Raw genomic sequence first — 22957 nt, 5'->3', positions numbered from 1 at the left:
GTCTCAACCGAGGCGCGCATTCTACAGCAGCCTCATTTGCTGTCAAGTGATTATTTTCAGAAGCTTTCGAAGATTTCTTCAACAACTTCAACCACTTGCGCTTCCGATCTCTCGTTAGCGGGAGGCGAATTCTACAGCGTTACACGCTGCTGTCAACACCTCTTTTTCTCCGCTTTCGACCGAGAAGATCGAAACGTTAATAGAGCCAGACAACACTGCCCTATCAACTGCTTCTGGGCTTCGATGAACTGAAGCAAGTCGCTGTCGAATTCTGCGTAACTCTTTGTTTACCAAGGAGTTTTCCGTTTCGACTGCGCCGGAAGTGGGGAGAATTATAGACTTCCAGAATCTGCCGTCAACCCTTAATTACGTTTTTGTTGCAGAAAGTGGTTTTTTCGCAATAAGCCGTGGGATTCGCCGCATTACGGGCGGTATCCGTAGCACCAACAGCAACGCACCTACAGAAGCATAGATAGCCCACTCTTTGAGGTCCGCTCGCACGATCCACAACATATGCAGCAAACCCAGCCCAAGAACTACGTACACCAAGCGATGCAGCTTCTTCCAACGCGCCCCCAACCGACGCTGACTGTAACGATTCGACGTCACCGCCAAAACCAACAGGGAAATAAAACCCAGCGCCCCGACAATAATGTAGGGCCGTTTGCGCAACTCCACCCCCAGCTGCGACCAATCCAGCCCAAGCACAAATACACAATAAGCCGCCAGATGCAGCACAACGTAGGCAAAGCACCACAACCCCAGTTGCCGACGCACCGCTATCCACCCCGCCCAACCGCTGAGCTTCTGCAGCGGTGTCATTGCCAGAGTAATCAGTAACAGAATCAACGTGCCGAGCCCCAGCCGATCCACCAATACCTTGCCCGGATCCGGCCCGAGAGCAGAACTCCACGCTTCATAGAGCCAGAAGAGCGGCCAAATCGCCGCTGCTATAAAGACGCCAACACGCCAGATCGGGTAACGCATCAGTAGTTCTTCCGCAGATCGAGACCGGTATAAAGAGAAGCCACCTCATCCGAGTACCCATTGAACATCTGAGTCTCACGTACATTAGGGCTGAACAGCCCACTCGGCAGACGACGCTCCCGCGCCTGAGTCCAACGTGGATGATCGACCGTAGGGTTCACGTTTGCGTAGAAGCCATACTCGTCAGCAGCAATGCTCTGCCACGTGGTTTTCGGCTGCTCACTCACGAGACTGATCCGTACAATCGACTTCACACTCTTGAAGCCGTACTTCCAAGGCACCACCAGGCGCAGCGGCGCACCATTCTGATTGGGCAACTCACGCCCATACATACCCACCGCCAGGATCGCCAGAGGATTCATCGCCTCATCCAGACGCAAGCCCTCCACATAAGGCCAATCGATCAAGCCAAAACTCGAACGCTGCCCCGGCATACTTTTGGGATCCTGGAGGGTTTCAAAACGGATGTATTTGGCCTTCGAGGTCGGCTCAACTTGCTTGAGCAGCGCCGAGATGGGAAAACCGATCCATGGAATAACCATCGACCAGGCCTCGACACAGCGCAGACGGTAGATCCGCTCTTCCAACTGATAGGGCTTCGTGAAGTCTTCCAGGGCATAACGGCCTGGCTTGGCAACCTCACCATCAATGACAACGCTCCACGGCTCGGTCTTGAGTGAACCGGCATTCGTGGCCGGGTCCCCCTTACCTGTACCGAACTCATAGAAGTTGTTGTAGTGCGTAGCGTCTTTGAAAGGCGTGATCGCCTCGTCCTTCACCGTGATGGCCTGCCATTTTGTGCCTGGCAGTTTCTCGGTAAACCAGCCAGGCGCCTTGCCCGCTTCAACATCGGCATAACGCGAGGCCTCGTCAGCACTGGCCCAACGCGGCAAGCTACTGGCTGCAATGCCGGCAAGCGCACCACCGAGCAAGCTACGGCGAGAGAAATAGAAGGATTCAGGCGTGACATCCGACTCGTGGCAATCGGACGCTTTGGGTAATTTGATTAACATGGCAACTCCGCAGCATTGGAGGACTGATGCACCAATAGACTGCGGAGTATGGGGGAAATTACATTAAGGCAATGTTTTGTCGCGGCGCAGATGCAGCAGGTATTGAACCGGCCCCGAAGCGGCGTACACCAGGAACGCCAGCAACAGGATGCGCGGTGGATCACTGAACACCACGGCAAATACCAGCACTACCGCCAGAATTGCCACGAAAGGTACACGCCCCTTCAAGTCCAGTTCCTTGAAGCTGTTGTATTTGATGTTGCTGACCATCAGCATGCCGGCAGCGGCCACCATCAAGGCCACCAGGAACGACATTTTCGAACCCTGGATGCCGTAATCACTGAAGGCCCAGACGATACCTGCCACCACACCCGCAGCAGCAGGGCTGGCCAGACCGATGAAGTAACGCTTGTCGGCGGTCCCAACCTGGGTGTTGAAGCGCGCCAGGCGCAGGGCAGCACCGGCGACATAGATGAAGGCAACCATCCAGCCAACCTTACCCATATCACCCAACGCCCAGGCAAACGCCAGCAACGCGGGGGCGACGCCAAACGCAACCATGTCCGAGAGCGAGTCGTACTCGGCACCGAAGGCGCTTTGTGTGTTGGTCATGCGCGCCACACGGCCATCAAGGCCGTCGAGCACCATGGCCACGAAGATTGCGATGGCAGCAAAACCGAAATACTTGCTGGCACTCGCCGCATCACCCGCCGCCAGAGCACTCTGCGCGCTCATGGAATTGATGATGGAATAGAACCCGGCAAACAGGTTCGCCGTGGTGAACAGGTTGGGCAGAAGATAGATGCCACGATGCCGGACCTTGCGACCTTCCGCGTCATGCCCTTCTTCGACATGTTCATCGATCGGCAGCAGGCTTTCGGCGTCAGGAGCCTGGCTTGGCTCTTCGGGACGTTCGCTCATGGACTTTACCTTGCAACGGTGTGAAAAAAGTTCGACAGATACTTGCGGCGAGTGTTCGCCCGCAAACGATGCAGCTTTATACCAGAACCCGCCGCCCAAACGAAAAAACGCGGCCTAGGCCGCGTTTTCCCTTGATACGTACGACTTAGTTCTTGGCTTTGTCGACGATCTTGTTGGCACCGATCCACGGCATCATGGAGCGCAGTTGCTCGCCGATGACTTCGATACCGTGAGCGGCGTTATTACGACGCTTGGCGGTCATCGAAGGGTAGCCGGTAGCACCTTCGCTGATGAACATTTTGGCGTATTCGCCGTCCTGAATACGTTTCAGGGCGTTGCGCATGGCCTGACGGGACTCGGCGTTGATCACTTCCGGGCCAGTCACGTACTCGCCGTATTCGGCGTTGTTGGAGATCGAGTAGTTCATGTTGGCGATACCGCCTTCGTACATGAGGTCAACGATCAGCTTCAGTTCATGCAGGCATTCGAAGTAGGCCATTTCCGGCGCGTAGCCAGCTTCAACCAGGGTTTCGAAACCGGCTTTTACCAACTCGACGGTACCGCCGCACAGTACGGCTTGCTCGCCGAACAGGTCGGTTTCAGTCTCGTCCTTGAAGGTGGTTTCGATGATGCCGGTACGACCGCCACCCACGCCAGCGGCGTAGGACAGTGCCACGTTCTTGGCGTTGCCCGATGCGTCCTGGTAGATCGCGATCAGGTCAGGAATACCGCCGCCCTTGACGAACTCGGAACGTACAGTGTGACCCGGCGCTTTTGGCGCGATCATGATCACGTCCAGGTCGGCGCGTGGCACGACCTGGTTGTAGTGGATCGCGAAGCCGTGGGAGAAGGCCAGGGTGGCGCCCTTCTTGATGTTCGGCTCGATTTCGTTCTTGTACAGCGCGGACTGGAACTCGTCCGGGGTCAGGATCATGACCAGGTCGGCAGCAGCAACAGCGGAAGCGACGTCAGTCACTTTCAGGCCGTGGGCTTCAGCCTTGGCAACAGTGGCCGAGCCTTTGCGCAGGCCAACGGTCACGTCAACGCCGGAATCTTTCAGGTTGCACGCTTGAGCGTGGCCCTGGGAACCGTAGCCGATGATGGCGACTTTCTTGCCCTGGATGATCGACAGGTCACAATCTTTATCGTAATAAACTTTCATGAGGTTCCTCTATATATCCAGGCCGTAAGGCCATTCGCTAATTTGGGTTAGATGCTGAGTACTTTGTCGCCACGGGCAATCCCGGTGACACCACTGCGTACCGTTTCCAGAATCGAGGCCGTCCCGATCGACTGGATGAAGCTGTCCAGCTTGTCGCTTGTACCGGTCAGTTGAACGGTATAAACGCTGGCGCTCACATCGACGATCTGCCCGCGATAGATGTCGGTCGTGCGCTTGATCTCGGCACGTTGGGCACCCGTAGCCTTGACTTTAACCAGCATCAGCTCGCGCTCGATGTGGGCACTCTCCGACAGGTCGACCAGCTTGACCACTTCGATCAGCTTGTTGAGGTTCTTGGTAATCTGCTCGATCACCTCATCGTGGCCCACAGTGGTCAACGTCAGACGCGACAGGGTCGGGTCTTCGGTCGGAGCCACGGTCAGGCTTTCGATGTTGTAGTTACGCTGCGAAAACAGGCCGACAACACGAGACAGAGCGCCGGGTTCGTTCTCCAGAAGCAGGGAGATAATGTGCCGCATGATTAAGTACGCTCCGTCTTGTTCAGCCACATGTCGCGCATAGAGCCGTCCTTGATCTGCATCGGGTAGACGTGCTCGCTGGTATCCACCTGAATATCGATGAATACCAGGCGGTCCTTCATGGCGAACGCCTCTTCCATCTTCGGCTTCAGATCTTTCAAATCAGTGATGCGAATGCCGACGTGGCCATAGGCTTCAACCAATTTTACGAAATCCGGCAACGACTCCATGTAGGAATGGGAGTGACGGCTGTTGTAGCTCATGTCCTGCCATTGACGAACCATGCCCAGCACGCCGTTGTTCAGGCAGACGATCTTCACGGGAAGGCCGTACTGCAGGCACGTCGACAGTTCCTGGATATTCATCTGAATGCTGCCTTCACCGGTGACGCACGCGACGTCGGTGTCGGGGAAGCTCAGTTTCACGCCCATGGCCGCAGGAAAACCAAAGCCCATCGTGCCCAGGCCACCGGAGTTGATCCAGCGGTTAGGCTTGTCGAACTTGTAGTACTGCGCGGCGAACATCTGGTGCTGGCCCACGTCGGAGGTCACAAAGGCGTCGCCCTTGGTCACTTCGCACAGGGTCTCGATCACGGTTTGTGGCTTGATGATGCTGCCGTCACCCTTGTCGTAAGGGAACAGGCCGCGATCACCGCGCCATTCGTCGATCTGCTTCCACCAGCTGGCAACGGATTCCTTGTTCGGCGCCTCGCCGATGTCCTTGAGCGCGGCAACCATTTCGGTCAACACGCTTTCAACAGGACCTACGATCGGCACGTCGGCCTTGATGGTCTTGGAGATGGACGCCGGGTCGATGTCGATATGGATGATCTTGGCATTCGGGCAGAACTTGCTCGCACCGTTGATCACACGGTCATCGAACCGCGCACCCACGGCCAGGATCACGTCGGCATGGTGCATGGTCAGGTTGGCGGTGTAGCTGCCGTGCATGCCGAGCATCCCGACGAACTGACGGTCCGTACCCGGGAAGGCGCCGAGGCCCATCAGGGTGTTGGTGACCGGCAGGTTGAGCAGCTTGGCCAGTTCGGTCAGCTGTGCAGAACCGCCGCCCAGGATCACACCCCCCCCCGAGTACAACACTGGGCGCTTGGCCGCCAACAGCATTTCTGCCGCCTTGCGGATTTGCCCCGAGTGCCCGCGGACCGCCGGGCTGTAGGAGCGCAGCTTGGCTTTCTTCGGGAAGATGTATTCGAATTTTTCGGCCGGGTTGGTCATGTCCTTGGGGATATCGACCACCACAGGACCCGGACGACCGGACTGTGCGAGGTAGAAGGCCTTTTTCATGACTTCCGGGATTTCCGAAGGATGCTTGATCATGAAGCTGTGTTTCACGATCGGCCGGGAGATACCGATCATGTCGGTTTCCTGGAATGCATCGGTCCCCACCATGGTGCTGGGCACCTGGCCGGAAATGACCACCATCGGGATAGAGTCCATATACGCAGTCGCGATGCCGGTGATGGCATTGGTTGCGCCAGGGCCGGACGTTACCAGTACCACGCCGGCTTTACCGGTGGCACGGGCATAACCGTCAGCCATATGGGTCGCGGCCTGTTCGTGGCGAACCAGGATGTGGGTAACAGCCGGTTCCTTGAACAGTGCGTCGTAAACATGCAGCAGAGCACCACCTGGGTACCCGTAGATATAGTCGACGCCTTCGTCACGCAAAAAGCGGACGAGCATCTCACCGCCAGATAAAAGCTCCACGTTGTTCACCTCTAAAACGCCAGAATACCGTCCGTTGAAAACCGACGGGTCTTAATAGGTTTACTTCTCAACAGAGCATGAGCGACGGTGGTCGCCGACTACGTCAGCACTGACTGAGCAAGTATTGGGATCGTCCCAAGTGTTGCGGGCTTTTCCCACCCAGCGCGAGGTAACGCGTTGCGGGTGTAACAGGTCGGCGCGGATGTGCGCCTCATGATCTGCTGAGCGGGCCTGCTTCTGGCAGTCCCGATACAGCGGACTTTGGATTCTTCTGTTTCAGGCCCTTCAAGTCAAGCAATAATTGCGCTTTTTTCCAACTAAGCGCATGAGAACGTAGAAGAAAGGGCTTTGAGGAGGGATAAAACTCGCCTGAATGTCGTCAAGCGGTAGAAATATGCGCAAGACTGCCGAAAAAGCCGGCAGTCAGGCAATTAACGAGCGTCGACGATCAGTTGATCGAACTTTTTCAGCGCATTGCGTAAGCCAAGGCTTTCCAGCGGGCGATCGGCGTAAACCATCTCGGCCATTTCCAGAATGCCCGACGCATTGGGCAGCGGCAGGTCCTGTTCGAGGATCTGCTTCATGCGTACCAGGAATATCCATTGCAGCCACTGGTGAAAGTCCAGGGTGTCCACCGAAAAGGGTTCGACACTGCTGAGCGCCTCGACGCTGGGGGACACCTCGTCCCACCAGCCCTGGACACGCAACTCTCGCTCGATCAGCAATAACTGTTCGGCAATCGCGGGAAACCGTGCATCCATCAGAGACTGACCTTGGCTTTCTGGCGCGCCTGGGCGGCACCGGCGGCGTCGCCTTGTGCGGCGCGCGCGTCACCAATCAAGGCCCACAGGCTGGCTTGCAGGTCGGGACGACCATTGGCCAAGGTCAGGCCACGACGCGCGAATTGCTCGGCCTGCGGCGCATCGCCCTGGGCCAGGCGCACCTGGGCCAGGCGATACAGCACTTGCGGTTCACGCGGCGCAACGCGCTGGGCGCGCTCGAGACTCGACGACGCACCATTCAGGTCGCCACTCGCCTGCTGCTGCTGTGCAGTGGTCAGCAAGGCCAGTACCGGGCCATCCAATTGCTCGTCAGCCGACAGGCCGCCGGCGCTGGAGGACGATGGAATGCCGCTCGGGGTGGATGGCATGTTGTAGGTGCCCTGGTTGATCGGGGCCGTCTGAATCGGGGTCGCGTCAATCGGACCGGAGGTGCTTGGCCCCGGGGTCCACGGCTCGGCGCTGATCGGCGCCGACGTCGCTGCGCCACCACCCGGCACCATCACCACCACACCTGAATCCTGCGGCACAGCTTGCGGCTTGGCCTGGGCGGGACGGTTGGTCACGGTCTGGCGGAACCCGCCGTTGGCCGAGATCCGGTCGTTATTGGACACGGACGTGCTCGAGTCCACCACGGGAATGGAGCCGCGCTGCACGCTGGCGCAACCATTGAGCAAAGCCAGAGCTGTAATAGCTGGAATCCACCACTTGTTCACTTGAAACCCTCTTTGCTTAATTCATCCAGCCCTTGACCCAATCCATCACCGATTCCGCGTCAGCAGGGGCACTGCCACCGCATGCGGCGCCGGGTGGCGGTTCGCTGCCGCGAATATACGGCATCTGCACCGCGCCCGGACAGTTGGCATCGGACCCCTGCCCGGTGTGCGGATCGATCCAGGCCTGCACGATGTTGTCCGGCTGCGGCATGTTCAACGGCAGCGGGTCGGCCTTGCGCATGAAACTGGTCCAGACCTGCAGCGCACCGGTGGCACCGGTGAACGGTGTCTTGCCGTTGTCGTCACGCCCCATCCAAACCACCGCCAGCACATCCTGGCCAAAACCCGCAAACCAACTGTCGCGCGAATCGTTACTGGTACCGGTCTTACCCGCCAGGGTCAGGTTGGACGGCAGCACCTTATAGACCGAACTACCAGTACCCTCACGCATCACACGCTGCATGGCGTTCTGGATCAAGTAGATGGAGCCCGCATCGAAACGCTGCTGGATCTGGAACGGATAACGCTTGAGCGGCTCGCCTTCAGCCGTCAGCACGCTTCGGATCCCGCGCATCGGCGTATTGAAACCACCGTTGGCCAGGGTCTGGTACATCGTCGCGACTTCCATTGGGGTCATTGCGCCGGCACCCAGCAGGATCGATGGAAATGCCGGGAACTCACGCGTAATGCCCAGGCGCGCGAGGGTCTTCAGGACATTCGGCACTCCCACTTCGAGGCCGAGACGCGAAGTGGAGATGTTGTAGGAGTGCGCCAACCCTTGGTACAGGAACACTGTCCCATGAGAACGGCGATCGAAGTTCTGTGGCGTCCACACCTGCCCGTCAGCGCCTTTTACTGACAGCGGGTCGTCAGACAGCCAACTGGTCAGGGTGTACTTGCTCGGTTTTTCCAGGGCCGTGAGGTAGACCGCCGGCTTGACCAACGAACCAATAGGTCGCACGGCATCCAGGGCGCGGTTGAAACCGGCGAAGCTGGCCAGGCGGCTGCCGACCAGGGCCTGGACCTCACCGGTTTCCGGGTTGGTCACGACCATGGCCGCTTCGACTTCATCCGCGCCTTTGCGGCCGGTCATTCGCTTGAACGTGTCATTGACCGACGCTTCGGCTTTCATCTGCAGGATCGGATCGAAACTGGTGAAGATCCGCAGGCCTTCTTCGGTCAAGTCTTCGTCACGGTAGTCTTCACGCAACTGGCGCTTGACCAGGTCGATAAAGCCCGGGAAGGAGCTGTCTGCCAACTTGCCGCGGGTGGTGACACCCAGTGGCATTTTCTTCGCGGCGGCAACTTGTTCGGCGGTGGCAACACCTTGCTGCTCTAGAACATCCAGCACCAGGTTGCGACGCTCCAGCGCACGCTCGGGGTTGCGACGCGGGTTGTAGTAGGAAGGCCCCTTGACCATGCCCACCAGCAACGCAACCTGGTGCAGCTTCAGTTCGGACAGCGGCTGGCCAAAGAAGAATTGGCTGGCCAGACCGAAACCATGCACCGCGCGCTGACCGTCCTGGCCGACGAATACTTCGTTGAGGTACGCCTCAAGGATTTCCTGCTTGCTGTAATGCAACTCCAACAGCATCGCCATCATGGCTTCTGTGAGCTTGCGGGTCAGGCTGCGTTCGTTGGTCAGGTAGAAGTTCTTGACCAATTGTTGCGTCAGCGTACTGCCGCCCTGGGTCATCTTGCCGCCGGACGTATTCACCCAGACTGCGCGGGCGATCGACTTCGGCGAGACACCCCAGTGATGGTAAAAATCACGGTCTTCAACGGCTACCAGGGTTTCCAGCAGGTAAGGCGGCACCTGATCAAGTTTGATCAGGATGCGATCTTCAAGGTTCTTCGGGTAAATGCCGCCGATCATCAGCGGCTCCAGGCGAACCACAGGCAGCTTCGAGCCATTGAGGGACGACAACTCGGCGACGTAATCGCCGGAGAAACGCACACGCACCGGCTGGGCTTTTTCGAGGCCTTCATAGAATTGGAAGCCACGGGTGTTCAGGTCGACGGTATTTCCGCTGACAGCCGCTGCACCCGGACCATTGCTCACGGGCTCACGACGATAGCCCAAGGCGTCGAGTTCGGTCAGGAAGTCATCCTTGCTCAGCTTCTGGCCTGCAAACAATTCCAGCGGGCGCGCGTACACCTTGGCCGGAATGGTCCAGCGCTTGCCGGAGAACTTCTCCTGCACCACAGCGTCGAGGTAGACCGCAAAGCCGGCAAGCACCACAAGGCCTACCAGGCCAAGCTTGAGCGCCCAGCCAAGCCAGGGGCGCAGACCACGGGAAGGAGGTTTTTTACGGGAACGGGGAGATCGGGTTCGAGTCATGGCGGCGGATTATACGCACTTTATTGATGATCAACATGAGCCGGACAGCGGTTTGCACAAGCGGTCGCAGCAGCCATAATGCCCGCCATGTTTTTCCCCAGACTCTGAAGGATCGCCCGTGAGCCAGTCCCTGATCGCTGCCCTGCAAAATCCGGCTTTATACCCCCATCCGGTTGAAGCGTTCCAAGTCATCGAGACCCATATTTCCTGGGTCGTACTGACCGGTCCTTACGCCTATAAGCTGAAAAAGCCGATGAGCTTCGGATTTCTGGATTTTACCGACCTGGAAAAGCGCGGCCACTTCTGTAACGAAGAGCTGCGCCTCAATCAGCGTCTGACCGAAGATTTGTATCTTGAAGTGTTGCCGATCACCGGCACAGCCGAAGCCCCGCAGTTGGGTGGCGATGGCCCGGTGATCGAATACGCACTGAAAATGCGCCAGTTTCCGCAGAGCCAACTGCTCAGCACCCTGCAAGCCAACGGCGAATTGACCAGCGCACACATCGATGAGATGGCCAAGCAGATCGCGCACTTCCACCTCTGCGCACCGAAAGTGCCGCAGGAACACCCGGCCGGCACGCCGGATGAGGTAATGGCGCCGGTTCGCCAGAACTTCGACCAGATCCGCCCATTCCTCAGCGACAAGACTGACCTGACCCAGCTGGAAGCCCTGCAGGCCTGGGCCGAAAGCAGCTTCGAGCGTCTCAAGCCACTGTTTTCCCAACGCAAGCTGGACGGCTTCACCCGCGAATGCCACGGTGATATTCACCTGGGTAATGCAACGTTGATCGACGGCCACGTGGTGATCTTCGATTGCATCGAATTCAACGAACCCTTCCGTTTCACCGATGTGTACGCCGATACCGGCTTCCTGGCCATGGACCTGGAAGACCGTGGACTCAAGTCCCTGGCACGCCGCTTCATCAGCCAGTATCTGGAATTGACCGGTGACTATCAGGGCCTGGAAGTGCTGAACTTCTACAAAGCCTATCGCGCCCTGGTCCGCGCCAAGATCGCGCTGTTCAGCATGCCGAGCGAAGCCAGCCCGGTGCAGCGCGCCACGACTCTGCGCCAATACCGCAACTATGCCAACCTGGCGGAAAGCTACAGCACCATTCCATCGCGCTTCCTGGCCATTACCCACGGCGTTTCGGCTGTCGGTAAAAGCCATGTGGCCATGCGCCTGGTGGAGGCACTGGGTGCCGTGCGCCTGCGATCGGACGTGGAGCGCAAGCGCCTGTTTGGCGAGCAGCACGTGGAAAACACACCACAGGCCGGTATCTATGCGGCCGACGCCAGTGCTGCGACCTACGCACGCCTGAATGAAATCGCCGATACCGTGCTGCGCGCCGGCTACCCGGTCGTGCTGGATGCGACCTTCCTGAAACGTGAACAACGCGATGCGGCCGCCACTGTTGCCGAAGCCACGGGTGCGCCTTTCCTGATTCTGGATTGCAACGCCCCACAAGCAGTTATCGCCAGTTGGCTGGCGCAACGTCAGGAGGACAACAACGACCCTTCCGACGCGACACTGACTGTTATCAAAGAACAGCAAGCCAATCGCGAGCCACTCACCGCCGAGGAGTTGCTCCTCAGCAAGCGCGTCGAGACCAATGAAAGCGGGACCCTCGATGCACTGGTGGCGCATATCCGCCAGCGCCTGCCGGGCCTGTAAGAAAAAGTTTCTTGGTCGTGTCGCCTACTTGGGCCACGCGACCAAGCAATAGTGGCACTATAATGGCGCCATAAATCCAACGGGAGTTGCCGTCATGAGTCAGCCCAAGCTTCTTGATACGCCGCTTTACTCGCTCCTGCATAAAGACGATGTGCGAGGCTTCAACCGGGAACGTCCAAAAGACGGTGCCATCGACATGCGCGGTGGCGACTTCCGTGGGCTGGATCTGCGCGAACTGAACACGGCAGGCGTGGACTTTACCGACGCCTATTTCCGATCTGCCGATTTACGCGGGCTGGACCTGCGCGACTGCCCGCTGGAGGGCGCCAGCCTGGCCCACGCGCAGATTTCCGGCACATACTTCCCGCCCGAACTGAGCGCTGACGAGATTCTCATGTCGGTCAATTTCGGCACACGCCTGCGCTATCGCACTCGCTGAAACCCTCTGCTTCCGCCCCGGTTTCGCGCAGGCGTGCCGGGGACTTCCCGCCTGCCTGACCTGGTCATGCTTATACGTCTTTAGGCCGTTTCCGACTAAAGAACTACGCTTTTCCTACTGAGCGCTACACTTCTGTTCAGGCTTGCCTGGTCACATACCCACCGCACCATTCGGCCGTCGCAAGGAGGCTTGATGAACGATGAGCTGCAACACCTGAAAAACCTTGGCAAGACATCAGCACAGTGGCTGCATGCGGTGGGCATCCACAGCGCGTCCGACTTGCGTCGCCTGGGTGCGGTTGATGCCTACCGGGCCGTGCGAACGCGCGGGTTTCGTGCATCGAAAGTGCTGCTGTATGCCATCGAAGGGGCATTGATGGACGTGCACTGGAATGACATTCCTGCCGAGCGCAAGGAAGCGCTGAACCGTCAACTCGACGCTCTTTCAACGCGCCAAAAGAATTAGATCGACTATCAGGCCCCCCTGTTTATAGACATTCCGAACGGGCGTTTGTGAAAACCCCAAGACACCGAGAAAACAAAGGTTGACTCTCAAATGAGAATCGTTATGATTATCACAACTGGTCGCGAGATCAGCCGATAACTGAAAGACCATTGGTTCGGACTCTCAGATTATCTCCTCATCAGGCTAATCACGGTTATTTGACCCGGCTTTTGCCGGGTCTTTTTTTGCCTATGAAAAAGTCGAATTCAGCGCGCAATGATCAGAGGATGCCCACGCTGGGGATGAGCCTGCACAAGCACATCCAGACCAAAAACAGCTTTCAGGGGCTCAGGCTGCATCACTTGCGCCGGCGTATCCAAGGCATGCGGACGCCCCGCCTCCAGCAACAGAATACGGTCACAGTAACGGGCTGCGAGGTTCAAGTCATGAAGGATCACCAGCACCGCCGCCCCACGATCGGCGAAGGTACGAATGGCCTGCAAGGTCGTGTGTTGATGCAAAGGGTCCAGCATTGACGTCGGCTCATCCAATAACAACGTCTGCCCCGCTTCACCTGGCCATAATTGTGCAAGCACGCGCGCCAGGTGCACCCGCTGGCGCTCGCCACCGGACAACGCCAGGTAGCTGCGACCGCTCAAGTGCCCGACGTCAGCCGCCTGCAAGGCCGCCTCGATGATCTCGTCATCGCGCACGCGCCCGGTCTGATGAGGCAAGCGGCCCATGCCGACAACCTCTTCGACACGGAAAGCGAAGTCCAACGTCGAGCTTTGCGGCAATACCGCCAGGCGCTGTGCTCGTCGTGCCCCACTCCACGCCTGCAAAGGACGTTGATCCAGGCACACTGTGCCTAGGTCGGGATGCAACTCGCCGCACAACGCACCGAGCAGCGTACTTTTGCCTGCACCATTGGGCCCCAACACGCCGAGCACTTCACCCGGCAACAGGTCGAGTGTGATATCCGCCAATACGGTTTTGCGCCCGCGACGGATGTGCAGGTCTTCCACACGAAGCATCAGGCACGCCCCCGCAACAACAGGAAAAGAAAGAACGGCGCACCGATAAACGCTGTAACGATACCGATCGGCAACTCAGCCGGTGCCAAGGCAAGCCGTGCGACCAGATCGGCAAACAACAAAAGGCTCGCACCCGCGAAGACCGATGCCGGTAACAGCACACGATGATCCGGCCCCGCCAACAAGCGCACCAGATGCGGCACCACCAGCCCCACGAAACCGATCATGCCCGCTGCGGCAACCGCCGCCCCCACGCCCAGCGCCGTGCACAACACCAATTCGCGCTTGAGCCGTTCCACATCGATGCCGAGATGACTGGCCTCCGACTCACCGAGCAACAGGGCATTCAACGCCTTGGCCCGGCGCGGCAACCACAGCGCCACACCCGCGCTCACGAGCAACAGCGGCCATAACCGCGAATAGCTGGCGCCGTTGAGACTGCCCAGGTTCCAAAATGTCAGGGTGCGCAAGGTGGCGTCGTCGGCCAGGTAGGTGAACAGGCCCACCGCCGAACCGGCGAGAGCCGTAAGGGCAATGCCCGCGAGCAGCATCGTCGCGACGTTGGTCTGGCCGTTGCGCCGCCCCAAGCGATATACCAGTGCCGTCACACCCAGCCCTCCCAGGAATGCGCAAAGTGACAACAGGTAAGGTCCAACTGCATCCGGCAAACCACCGAAAAACGAACCGCCGACAATCGCCACCGCCGCCCCCAGCGCAGCACCGCTGGAGACCCCGACCAAACCCGGATCCGCCAGAGGATTGCGGAACAACCCCTGCATCGCCACCCCCGACAAGGCCAATACCCCGCCGACAGCCAAGCCCAGCAGCGTGCGTGGCAAACGGATCTGCCCCAGGATCAGCTCAGCCTGCTCCAGCCCTTGGGGCTCAATAGGCAGCCCCATCAAGCGCAAGGCGGCTTTGAGCGTATCCAACAGAGGCAAGCTGACTGGCCCCAGCGCCAGCGAAAGCCAGATCGCCAAGACACACAACAACGCCAACCCAACAAACAGCGTTTTCGGTCTTACCGGAGTGGTCATGGGGCTGGTTTGGCCTGGGACGGGTAAAACCCGGCAGACAGGTCCGCGAGGCTTTGCGGCATACGCGGCCCAAGTCCGCCGACCAACAGGGTGGGATCGACCTCAAACACTCGCCCGCTCTTGGCCGCCGGCGTGGACGCCAGGATCGGGTTTTCCTTGAACAGTGCCGCACGCGCTGCGTCTGCGGTCAAGGCACGGTCAGCAAACACCAGTACATCCGGGCTCAAGCCCGCCAACGACTCCACCGAAAACGGCTTGTAACCTTCATGGACCGCCAGATTGCGCCCGCCCGCCTGTTGCAACATCCAGTCGGCCGCCGTGTCTTTGCCCGCGATCAGCGGCTTGCCGCCTGCATGCCCGAGCAACAACAACACGCCTGGCGCCTTTTGCGTGGACTGGGCCTTGGTCACCCAGCGTTTCTGCTGATCCAGCGCCTGCTCATATCCGGTAAACAATTCGGTGGCCTTGGCCTCGCTGCCCAGCAACTTACCCAGGTGTTGAAGATTGTCTTTCAACGTTGGCAGGTCCGGCTGCGCCGAGAACATTTCCACCTGCACGCCTGCACTGCGAATCTGCGCCAGCACCGGCGGCGGCCCCATTTCTTCGGTGCCGACCAGCACCTGCGGGCGCAGACTTAAAATGCCTTCCGCCGACAATTGCCGCTGATAACCAATGCTCGGCAACGCCTTGAGGGACTCGGGATGCTGGCTGGTAGTGTCCACCCCGACCAGTTTCGACTCGCCGCCCAGGGCCGTCACCCATTCCGACAGCGCCCCACCGGCACTCACCCAGCGTTGTGGCAGTTCAGAGGCTTGCGCCCCGTGGTTGACCAGCAGTCCGACAACGAGCGCAATAGCGCTGGTACTCAGTCGCATAACAGGGTTTCCTTCCAAGGGCAGGGCCGCTCAAGCACTCATTGATGTGACAGCAAACGCCCGTCTGGCATCGTATTGAGCGCCCGGTCAGCTGACGGGCGAGCCGGCATTTGATAATTGTTTGCATTTGAACGTCAAGGCACTTAAGGAGTGAAATGAAGTTTCTCTGCCCCTCCACCGCACTCGCGCCCAACAGCAGCCTCGGTTTTGATATCGACGGGTGCAAGCTGCTGGCCGTGCGTCGCGACGGCGTTGCGTACTTCTACATCAACCGTTGCCCCCATCGTGGCATTCCACTGGAATGGCAACCCGACCAGTTTCTCGACGACAGCGCCAGCCTGATCCAGTGTGCGACTCACGGGGCCCTGTTCCTGATCGAGAATGGCGAATGCATCGCCGGCCCTTGCGCCGGGCAGAGCCTGACCGCCCTGCGCGGCTGCGAAGACGCTCAAGGCCTATGGGTGGAACTCTAGTCGAGCAGCACGTCCAGGCGCCGGCCTACACAGATTTCTTCGCAGGTCACACGCACGCCATACGCCAGCACTTGCACCCCTGCCGCCTTGGCTTCACGCAGGGCTGCGGCATAACCGGGGTCGATTTCCACCGCCGGTCGCACAGCCTCAATCCCCGAGAGATTGACGCAGTACAGCTGCACCGCGCGCACACCCTCCCGCGCCAGGTGCGCCAGCTCACGCAAATGCTTGGCGCCGCGCTGGGTCACCGCGTCGGGAAACGCCGCAACCGCAGAGCCGTCATAGCCCAGGGTCACACTTTTGACTTCGACATAGGCCGCGCCGTCGGGATAATCCAGGCGAAAGTCGATGCGGCTTTTCTCCTGGCCGTAAGGCACTTCGCGTTTCAACGCGGTAAAGCCATTGAGCTCAGTGATCACCCCTGCATGCAGCGCCTCCTCGACCAATTGATTGGCCCGCGCCGTGTTCACACAGGCCAACCGGCCCTGGGGCGTCTCGGCGATTTCCCAGGTGCCGGGCAATTTGCGCTTGGGGTCATTGGAGCGGCTGAACCAGACCTGCCCACCTTCCACCATGCAATTGAGCATTGAGCCCGTGTTGGGGCAATGAATGGTCAGCAACTCGCCGGTAACGGTCTCGATATCGGTGAGAAAACGCTTGTAGCGGCGAATCAGTCGCGCTTCTTCAAGGGGAGGATTAAAGCGCATCAGCCTTGCCAGCTCCGCAGACCACGGGCGATCCGCTCCACCGCTTCTTGTAGCCGATCGAGGTTCTGCGTGTAGGCAAAACGCACATGATGACCGGCCTGGTAGCGGCCAAAGTCCAAGCCAGGCGTAAAAGCCACATGCTCGGTTTCGAGAAAATGGCGGCAGAATGCGAAGGCATCACCGCCAAATGCGCTGATATCGGCGTACAAGTAGAACGCCCCTTCCGGCTCAACGGCGATGCCAAACCCCAGCTCGCGCAGGGCGGGCAACAGGAAGTCGCGACGGCGACCGAATTCGGCACGGCGCTCTTCGAGAATGCTCAGGGTCTGTGGGGTGAAACACGCCAGCGCCGCGTGTTGGGCCATGCTAGGAGCACTGATGTAGAGGTTTTGCGCCAACTTCTCCAACTCGCCCACTGCCGCCGGGGGTGCAACCAGCCACCCCAGGCGCCAGCCGGTCATGCCGAAATACTTGGAAAAACTATTGAGGACGAAGGCGTCGTCGTCGACTTCCAGCACGCTGGCTGCGTCGGTGCCGTAAGTGAGGCCATGGTAGATCTCATCCACCACAAGGTGGCCGTTGCGCGCCTTGATGGCCGCAGAAAGCCCGGCCAATTCGTCACGGGTGAGGATCGTCCCCGTCGGGTTGGCTGGCGAGGCCACCAGCGCGCCCACACTGTCCTGATCCCAGTGCCTGGCCACCAGGTCGGCGGTCAACTGATAGCGCACCTCCGGGCCTACCGGCACGAGTTGCGCCGCGCCCTCTACCAGGCGCAGGAAGTGGCGATTGCAGGGGTAACCAGGGTCTGCGAGCAGCCAATGCTTGCCCGGGTCAACCAGCAGGCTGCTGGCCAGCAGCAACGCGCCGGACCCGCCAGGAGTGATCAGAATGCGCTCGGGATCCACGTTCAAGCCGTAACGCTGCTGATAAAAACCGCTGATGGCTTCGCGCAACTCTGGCAGGCCACGGGCTGCAGTGTAACGGGTCTTACCATTGGCCAATGCCGCCTGGCCGGCCTGGATGATCGGCTCGGCGGTGGTGAAATCCGGCTCGCCGATTTCCAGGTGGATCACATCATGGCCGGCGGCCTGCAGCTCATTGGCCCGCGCCAGCAATGCCATGACATGAAAAGGTTCGATGGCGCGACTGCGCGCACTGTAGGGCTGGGCCATTAGCCTTCCTTAACGGTGAGGACAAAATCTGGATTCTACCGAACCCGCGCCGTAAAACATGTTCTATTGCCTGCCCGGCGGCATGTGCAGTCCGGGCAAGCGCGTGCAAACCGACTAAAATCTACATTCGAGGCAACACATACCCAGCAATGGCGGGCAGTCGCAGTTTGCAACCCCTTTGCGGTGGGCCTCGACAACCGGGAGTGGCGCACCCCGAATCTATCTGGTAAGTTCGCCCGCTTGCAGCCGCAGGGCCGGCAGGTGTCGGTGACGTTGCAATCCTGCGCAATGGATTAGAAGAGTGAGAGGCGGTCTATTCATGTCCACCCAAGCAAAGCAACAGCAGACTCAAGGCCTCAACGGCTTCGAACCTTACGTAGAGACGAAAGGTGAGGAGTACATGGGCGAGCCCATGCGCGAGCACTTCACCAAGATCCTGAACAAGTGGAAACAGGACTTGATGCAGGAAGTCGACCGTACGGTTGACCATATGAAGGACGAAGCAGCCAACTTCCCTGACCCGGCCGACCGCGCGAGCCAGGAAGAAGAATTCGCCCTGGAACTGCGCGCCCGTGATCGCGAGCGCAAGTTGATCAAGAAGATCGACAAGACGCTGCAGCTGATCAAGGACGAAGAATACGGCTGGTGCGAATCCTGCGGTGTCGAGATTGGTATTCGTCGCCTGGAAGCCCGCCCAACCGCAGACCTCTGCGTAGACTGCAAGACCTTGGCCGAAATCAAGGAAAAACAGGTCGGCAAGTAATCCAGCCGAGCTGAACGAATGGGGCGTGCGAACGCCCCATTTTTGTTTCTGGGGTTTAGCGAATTTCCAGTAGTATCCGGCCCATGACAGCCTCTACCTATATCGGGCGTTTTGCCCCCACGCCCAGCGGCCACTTGCATTTCGGCTCACTGGTCGCCGCGCTCGCCTCCTACCTCGACGCCCGCGCCAACCACGGCCGCTGGCTGATGCGCATGGAAGACCTCGACCCGCCCCGCGAAGAGCCCGGCGCCCAGGCTGCGATCCTGCACGCACTGGAAAGCTACGGGTTTGAGTGGGACGGCGAACTGGTCCGACAAAGCGAACGGCACGAAGCCTATGCCAAAGTACTGAACGATATGTTCAACCACGGCCTCGCCTACGCCTGCACTTGCTCACGTAAACAACTGGAGGCCTACAACGGCATCTACCCGGGCCTGTGTCGCAATGCCGGCCACGATCAGCAAGATGCCGCCATCCGTTTGCGTGTTCCTGAGCTTGCTTACCACTTTACCGACCGCGTCCAGGGCGAATTCCGACAGCACCTGGGTCGCGATGTAGGCGATTTCGTCATCCGTCGCCGCGATGGGCTCTATGCTTATCAATTGGCAGTCGTCCTCGACGATGCGTGGCAAGGTGTTACCGACATCGTGCGCGGCGCCGACCTGCTCGACTCCACGCCGCGCCAGCTCTACCTGCAGGAACTGCTCGGCCTGCGCCAACCGCGCTACCTGCATGTGCCACTGATCGTCCAGCCGGACGGTAACAAATTGGGCAAATCCTATCGTTCCCCGCCGTTGACACCCGACCAGGCCACGCCTTTGCTATTAAGGGCCCTGCGCGCCCTCGGGCAGCAACCCGGTGACGAGCTGCTCCACGCCAGCCCACGGGAACTGCTGGATTGGGGCATCCAGCACTGGGACGCCACGCGGATACCGCACACACTCACGCTGGCAGAAGCGCAATTGAGCTGAAGGCGCTTGCAGCTTGGCCGGCATCCGTTACCATCGCCGCAGTTTTTCAATCAGAGGCCAACATGTACATCTATCGATTGGTCCTGCTGCTGGTCGTCGGGATCTACCTGTTTTCCCCCGCCATCATGGATTGGTGGATCGACGCCACGGGCGCCTGGTATCGCCCTTATCTGCTGTGGCTGATCCTGATCGTCGTGACTTTCATCCTGCAGAGCCAAAAAGATGCCGATGAGCTTTAGCCTGACCCAGATGCTGCTGATCAGCGCCGCCTACCTGGCCGCGCTGTTCGGGGTGGCCTGGATCAGTGAGCGTGGAATGATTCCGCGGGCGATCATTCGCCATCCGCTGACCTACACCTTGTCCCTTGGCGTTTACGCCAGCGCCTGGGCGTTCTATGGCACCGTAGGCCTGGCCTATCAATACGGTTACGGCTTTCTTTCCAGCTACCTCGGGGTGTCCGGTGCGTTTCTGCTGGCACCGGTGCTGCTTTACCCGATCCTGAAGATCACCCGCACCTACCAACTGTCCTCCCTGGCCGACCTGTTCGCCTTCCGCTTTCGCAGCACCTGGGCCGGCGCGCTGACCACCATGTTCATGCTGATCGGCGTGCTGCCGTTGCTGGCCCTGCAAATCCAGGCGGTGGCGGACTCCATCAGCATCCTGACCCGCGAACCGGTGCAACATCGGGTGGCCCTGGCCTTCTGCGCGCTGATCACGCTGTTCACGATTTTCTTCGGCTCACGCCATATCGCCACCCGCGAGAAGCACGAGGGCCTGGTGTTCGCGATTGCCTTCGAGTCGGTGATCAAGCTGATCGCCATCGGCGGCGTTGGCCTGTACGCGCTCTACGGCGTGTTCGACGGCCCGCAACAGCTGGAACTGTGGCTGCTGCAGAACCAGACCGCCCTCGCCGCCCTGCATACGCCATTGCAGGAAGGCCCCTGGCGCACACTGCTGCTGGTGTTCTTCGCCTCGGCAATCGTGATGCCGCACATGTACCACATGACCTTTACCGAAAACCTCAACCCGCGCTCGCTGGTCAGCGCCAGCTGGGGTTTGCCGTTGTTCCTGCTGTTGATGAGCCTGGCGGTGCCGCTGATCCTGTGGGCCGGTCTGAAACTGGGGGCCACCACCAATCCTGAGTATTTCACCCTGGGCATCGGCATAGCCGCGAATAGCCCGGCCTTGGCGCTATTGGCGTACGTCGGGGGGCTATCGGCTGCCAGCGGGTTGATCATCGTGACCACCCTGGCCCTCTCGGGGATGGCACTCAACCACCTGGTGTTACCGCTGTACCAACCACCGGCCGAGGGCAATATCTACCGCTGGCTGAAATGGACACGGCGCGCGCTGATCGTCGCGATCATCATGGCCGGCTATGGTTTCTACCTGCTGCTGGGCGCGGGTCAAGACCTGGCCAACCTGGGGATCGTTGCATTTGTCGCCACCTTGCAGTTCCTGCCGGGCGTGCTGTCGGTACTGTATTGGCCGACCGCCAATCGGCGTGGCTTCATCGCCGGGCTGCTGGCGGGGATCCTGGTGTGGGTCGTGACCATGCTGCTGCCGCTGGTCGGCAACCTGCAGGGCTTCTACATCCCGTTGCTGAACATGATCTACGTGCTGGATGACACCAGTTGGCACATGGCCGCGATTGCGTCGCTGGCCGCCAACGTCTTGATGTTCACCCTGATCTCACTGTTTACCAACGCCAGCCCGGAAGAAACCAGCGCCGCCGAAGCTTGCGCGGTGGATAACGTACGCCGTCCGCAACGACGTGAATTGCATGCCGCCTCACCCCAGGAATTCGCCACGCAACTGGCCAAGCCGTTGGGTGCCAAGGCGGCACAGAAGGAAGTCGAGCAGGCGCTGCGCGATCTCTACCTGCCGTTCGATGAGCGCCGCCCGTACGCCCTGCGCCGCCTGCGTGACCGTATCGAAGCCAACCTGTCCGGATTGATGGGGCCGAGCGTGTCCCAGGACATGGTGGAAACCTTCCTGCCCTACAAGGCCGGCGGCGAAAACTACGTAACCGAAGACATCCATTTCATCGAAAGCCGGCTGGAGGACTACCACTCCCGCCTCACAGGCCTGGCCGCCGAACTCGATGCCCTGCGTCGCTACCACCGCCAGACCCTGCAGGAACTCCCGATGGGCGTCTGCTCCCTGGCCAAGGATCAAGAGATCCTGATGTGGAACAAGGCCATGGAAGAACTCACCGGTATCGCGGCGCAACGCGTAGTCGGCTCACGCCTGAATACACTGGGCGAGCCGTGGAAAGAACTGTTGCAAGGTTTCATCAATCTGCCCGACGAACACCTGCACAAGCAGCACCTGGCCCTCGACGGCCAGACCCGCTGGCTCAACCTGCACAAAGCCGCCATCGACGAACCCCTGGCCCCCGGTAACAGTGGTCTGGTGCTGCTGGTGGAAGACCTGACCGAAACCCAGATGCTCGAAGACAAGCTGGTGCACTCCGAGCGCCTGGCCAGTATCGGTCGGTTGGCGGCGGGCGTGGCCCATGAAATCGGCAATCCGATCACCGGTATTGCCTGCCTGGCGCAGAACCTGCGGGAAGAGCGTGAAGACGACGGCGAAATCACCGAAATCAGCGGGCAGATCCTCGAACAGACCAAGCGTGTTTCGCGCATCGTGCAGTCGCTGATGAGCTTTGCCCACGCCGGCGCCCACCAGAACCACGACGAAGCCGTGTGCCTGGCCGAGGTGGCACAGGACGCCATTGGGCTGCTGGCCTTGAACCGGCGCAATTTCGAAGTACAGTTCTTCAATTTATGCGACCCCGACCATTGGGTCGACGGCGACTCCCAACGCCTCGCCCAAGTGCTGATCAACCTGCTGTCCAACGCCCGTGACGCCACCCCGGCCGGCGGTGCGGTGCGCGTCAAGACCGAGGCTTTCGAACATACGGTCGATCTGATCGTCGAAGATGAAGGCAGCGGTATTCCACAGAACATCATGGACCGATTGTTCGAACCCTTCTTCACCACCAAGGACCCAGGTGAAGGTACCGGTCTGGGCCTTGCACTGGTCTATTCCATCGTTGAAGAGCATTATGGACAAATCACCATCGACAGCCCGGCTGACACCGAAAGCCAACGCGGCACCCGTATTCGGGTGACCTTGCCGCGTCATGTCGAAGCGACGTCCGCTGTGAACTGAGACCG

General features: G+C 59.6%; 22 protein-coding genes. 8 read left to right on the top strand and 14 right to left on the bottom strand.

Features of this window, described 5'->3' with window-relative positions; genetic code table 11:
- Window positions 1–366: 366 nt before the first annotated feature.
- The 9 genes from msrQ to mrcB all read right to left on the bottom strand — a co-directional run bounded on the left by msrQ (window position 367) and on the right by mrcB (window position 10185).
- A complete protein-coding gene (gene msrQ, locus BM017_RS22345) occupies window positions 367–987 on the bottom strand; it encodes a protein-methionine-sulfoxide reductase heme-binding subunit MsrQ (protein WP_071490025.1) in 621 nt (206 codons plus the stop codon).
- On the bottom strand, window positions 987–2000 hold the full coding sequence (msrP, locus tag BM017_RS22340; protein ID WP_092248433.1) for a protein-methionine-sulfoxide reductase catalytic subunit MsrP: 1014 nt from the start codon (window positions 1998–2000) through the stop codon (window positions 987–989). Before msrP ends, msrQ begins: the two co-directional genes overlap by 1 nt.
- A 63-nt stretch (window positions 2001–2063) precedes the next feature.
- Window positions 2064–2921, bottom strand: coding sequence for a CDP-diacylglycerol--serine O-phosphatidyltransferase (gene pssA / locus BM017_RS22335; RefSeq protein ID WP_058427621.1), 858 nt, complete (start codon window positions 2919–2921; stop codon window positions 2064–2066).
- Between the two features lie 145 nt (window positions 2922–3066).
- The gene (gene ilvC / locus BM017_RS22330) at window positions 3067–4083 is read right to left on the bottom strand and encodes a ketol-acid reductoisomerase (protein ID WP_003176099.1); all 1017 of its coding nucleotides are present in this window, start codon (window positions 4081–4083) and stop codon (window positions 3067–3069) included.
- A 47-nt stretch (window positions 4084–4130) separates the two neighbouring features.
- The gene (gene ilvN / locus BM017_RS22325; RefSeq protein WP_003176102.1) at window positions 4131–4622 is read right to left on the bottom strand and encodes an acetolactate synthase small subunit; all 492 of its coding nucleotides are present in this window, start codon (window positions 4620–4622) and stop codon (window positions 4131–4133) included.
- Window positions 4623–4624: 2 nt separating this feature from the next.
- A complete protein-coding gene (locus BM017_RS22320; RefSeq protein ID WP_071490031.1) occupies window positions 4625–6349 on the bottom strand; it encodes an acetolactate synthase 3 large subunit in 1725 nt (574 codons plus the stop codon).
- Window positions 6350–6780: 431 nt separating this feature from the next.
- Window positions 6781–7110: a YqcC family protein gene (locus BM017_RS22315; protein WP_071490023.1), complete on the bottom strand. Its 330-nt coding sequence runs from the start codon at window positions 7108–7110 to the stop codon at window positions 6781–6783.
- Window positions 7110–7844 (bottom strand): tetratricopeptide repeat protein, encoded by a 735-nt coding sequence (locus tag BM017_RS22310; RefSeq protein ID WP_092248430.1) that lies wholly within the window; start codon window positions 7842–7844, stop codon window positions 7110–7112. Before BM017_RS22310 ends, BM017_RS22315 begins: the two co-directional genes overlap by 1 nt.
- A 16-nt stretch (window positions 7845–7860) precedes the next feature.
- On the bottom strand, window positions 7861–10185 hold the full coding sequence (mrcB, locus tag BM017_RS22305; protein WP_071490021.1) for a penicillin-binding protein 1B: 2325 nt from the start codon (window positions 10183–10185) through the stop codon (window positions 7861–7863).
- Between the two features lie 118 nt (window positions 10186–10303).
- Between mrcB and BM017_RS22300 the strand changes: the two genes are divergently transcribed.
- From BM017_RS22300 to BM017_RS22290, 3 genes are all read left to right on the top strand, one after another.
- Window positions 10304–11860, top strand: a complete 1557-nt coding sequence (locus tag BM017_RS22300) for a bifunctional aminoglycoside phosphotransferase/ATP-binding protein (RefSeq protein WP_092248427.1) — start codon at window positions 10304–10306, stop codon at window positions 11858–11860.
- Between the two features lie 94 nt (window positions 11861–11954).
- Complete coding sequence (locus BM017_RS22295) at window positions 11955–12299, top strand: pentapeptide repeat-containing protein (RefSeq protein WP_071490019.1); 345 nt, start codon at window positions 11955–11957, stop codon at window positions 12297–12299.
- 192 nt (window positions 12300–12491) lie between these two features.
- Complete coding sequence (locus BM017_RS22290) at window positions 12492–12764, top strand: TfoX/Sxy family protein (protein WP_092248424.1); 273 nt, start codon at window positions 12492–12494, stop codon at window positions 12762–12764.
- A 245-nt stretch (window positions 12765–13009) separates the two neighbouring features.
- On the opposite strand, the gene BM017_RS22285 is transcribed toward BM017_RS22290, so the two are convergent.
- The 3 genes from BM017_RS22285 to BM017_RS22275 are packed head-to-tail and all read right to left on the bottom strand — an operon-like array spanning window position 13010 to window position 15689.
- Window positions 13010–13777 carry a heme ABC transporter ATP-binding protein gene (locus BM017_RS22285; protein WP_092248421.1) on the bottom strand — a complete coding sequence of 256 codons (768 nt, stop codon included), beginning with the start codon at window positions 13775–13777 and terminating at the stop codon, window positions 13010–13012.
- Window positions 13777–14814, bottom strand: coding sequence for a FecCD family ABC transporter permease (locus tag BM017_RS22280; RefSeq protein ID WP_092248418.1), 1038 nt, complete (start codon window positions 14812–14814; stop codon window positions 13777–13779). Before BM017_RS22280 ends, BM017_RS22285 begins: the two co-directional genes overlap by 1 nt.
- A complete protein-coding gene (locus BM017_RS22275) occupies window positions 14811–15689 on the bottom strand; it encodes a heme/hemin ABC transporter substrate-binding protein (protein WP_092248415.1) in 879 nt (292 codons plus the stop codon). Before BM017_RS22275 ends, BM017_RS22280 begins: the two co-directional genes overlap by 4 nt.
- Before the next feature lie 155 nt (window positions 15690–15844).
- Here BM017_RS22275 and BM017_RS22270 point away from each other — a divergent pair, with 155 nt between their 5' ends.
- Entirely contained in the window at window positions 15845–16162 is a 318-nt protein-coding gene (locus tag BM017_RS22270; RefSeq protein WP_071490014.1) for a Rieske (2Fe-2S) protein, read from the top strand.
- Here BM017_RS22270 and sfsA read toward each other — a convergent pair.
- Both sfsA and BM017_RS22260 read right to left on the bottom strand, forming a co-directional pair.
- On the bottom strand, window positions 16159–16869 hold the full coding sequence (gene sfsA, locus BM017_RS22265; RefSeq protein WP_092248412.1) for a DNA/RNA nuclease SfsA: 711 nt from the start codon (window positions 16867–16869) through the stop codon (window positions 16159–16161). The genes BM017_RS22270 and sfsA overlap by 4 nt on opposite strands.
- On the bottom strand, window positions 16869–18041 hold the full coding sequence (locus tag BM017_RS22260) for a pyridoxal phosphate-dependent aminotransferase (protein ID WP_071490012.1): 1173 nt from the start codon (window positions 18039–18041) through the stop codon (window positions 16869–16871). Before BM017_RS22260 ends, sfsA begins: the two co-directional genes overlap by 1 nt.
- A gap of 319 nt (window positions 18042–18360) precedes the next feature.
- Here BM017_RS22260 and dksA point away from each other — a divergent pair, with 319 nt between their 5' ends.
- The 4 genes from dksA (at window position 18361) to BM017_RS22240 (ending at window position 22952) form a co-directional block, all read left to right on the top strand.
- On the top strand, window positions 18361–18804 hold the full coding sequence (gene dksA / locus BM017_RS22255) for an RNA polymerase-binding protein DksA (protein ID WP_058427634.1): 444 nt from the start codon (window positions 18361–18363) through the stop codon (window positions 18802–18804).
- Between the two features lie 83 nt (window positions 18805–18887).
- Window positions 18888–19775 carry a tRNA glutamyl-Q(34) synthetase GluQRS gene (gene gluQRS / locus BM017_RS22250; protein ID WP_092248409.1) on the top strand — a complete coding sequence of 296 codons (888 nt, stop codon included), beginning with the start codon at window positions 18888–18890 and terminating at the stop codon, window positions 19773–19775.
- A gap of 62 nt (window positions 19776–19837) precedes the next feature.
- The gene (locus tag BM017_RS22245; RefSeq protein WP_003176118.1) at window positions 19838–20014 is read left to right on the top strand and encodes a hypothetical protein; all 177 of its coding nucleotides are present in this window, start codon (window positions 19838–19840) and stop codon (window positions 20012–20014) included.
- Window positions 19998–22952 (top strand): sensor histidine kinase, encoded by a 2955-nt coding sequence (locus BM017_RS22240; protein WP_162276390.1) that lies wholly within the window; start codon window positions 19998–20000, stop codon window positions 22950–22952. The genes BM017_RS22245 and BM017_RS22240 overlap by 17 nt, the downstream gene beginning before the upstream one ends.
- Window positions 22953–22957: the final 5 nt, after the last annotated feature.

Origin of the sequence: Pseudomonas sp. NFPP04 (genome assembly GCF_900113815.1) — a bacterium.
GTDB classification, from domain to species: Bacteria; Pseudomonadota; Gammaproteobacteria; order Pseudomonadales; family Pseudomonadaceae; genus Aquipseudomonas; species Aquipseudomonas extremorientalis.
Note: the sequence above shows the minus strand (reverse complement) of the source record. Positions and strands in the feature narration are given on the sequence as shown.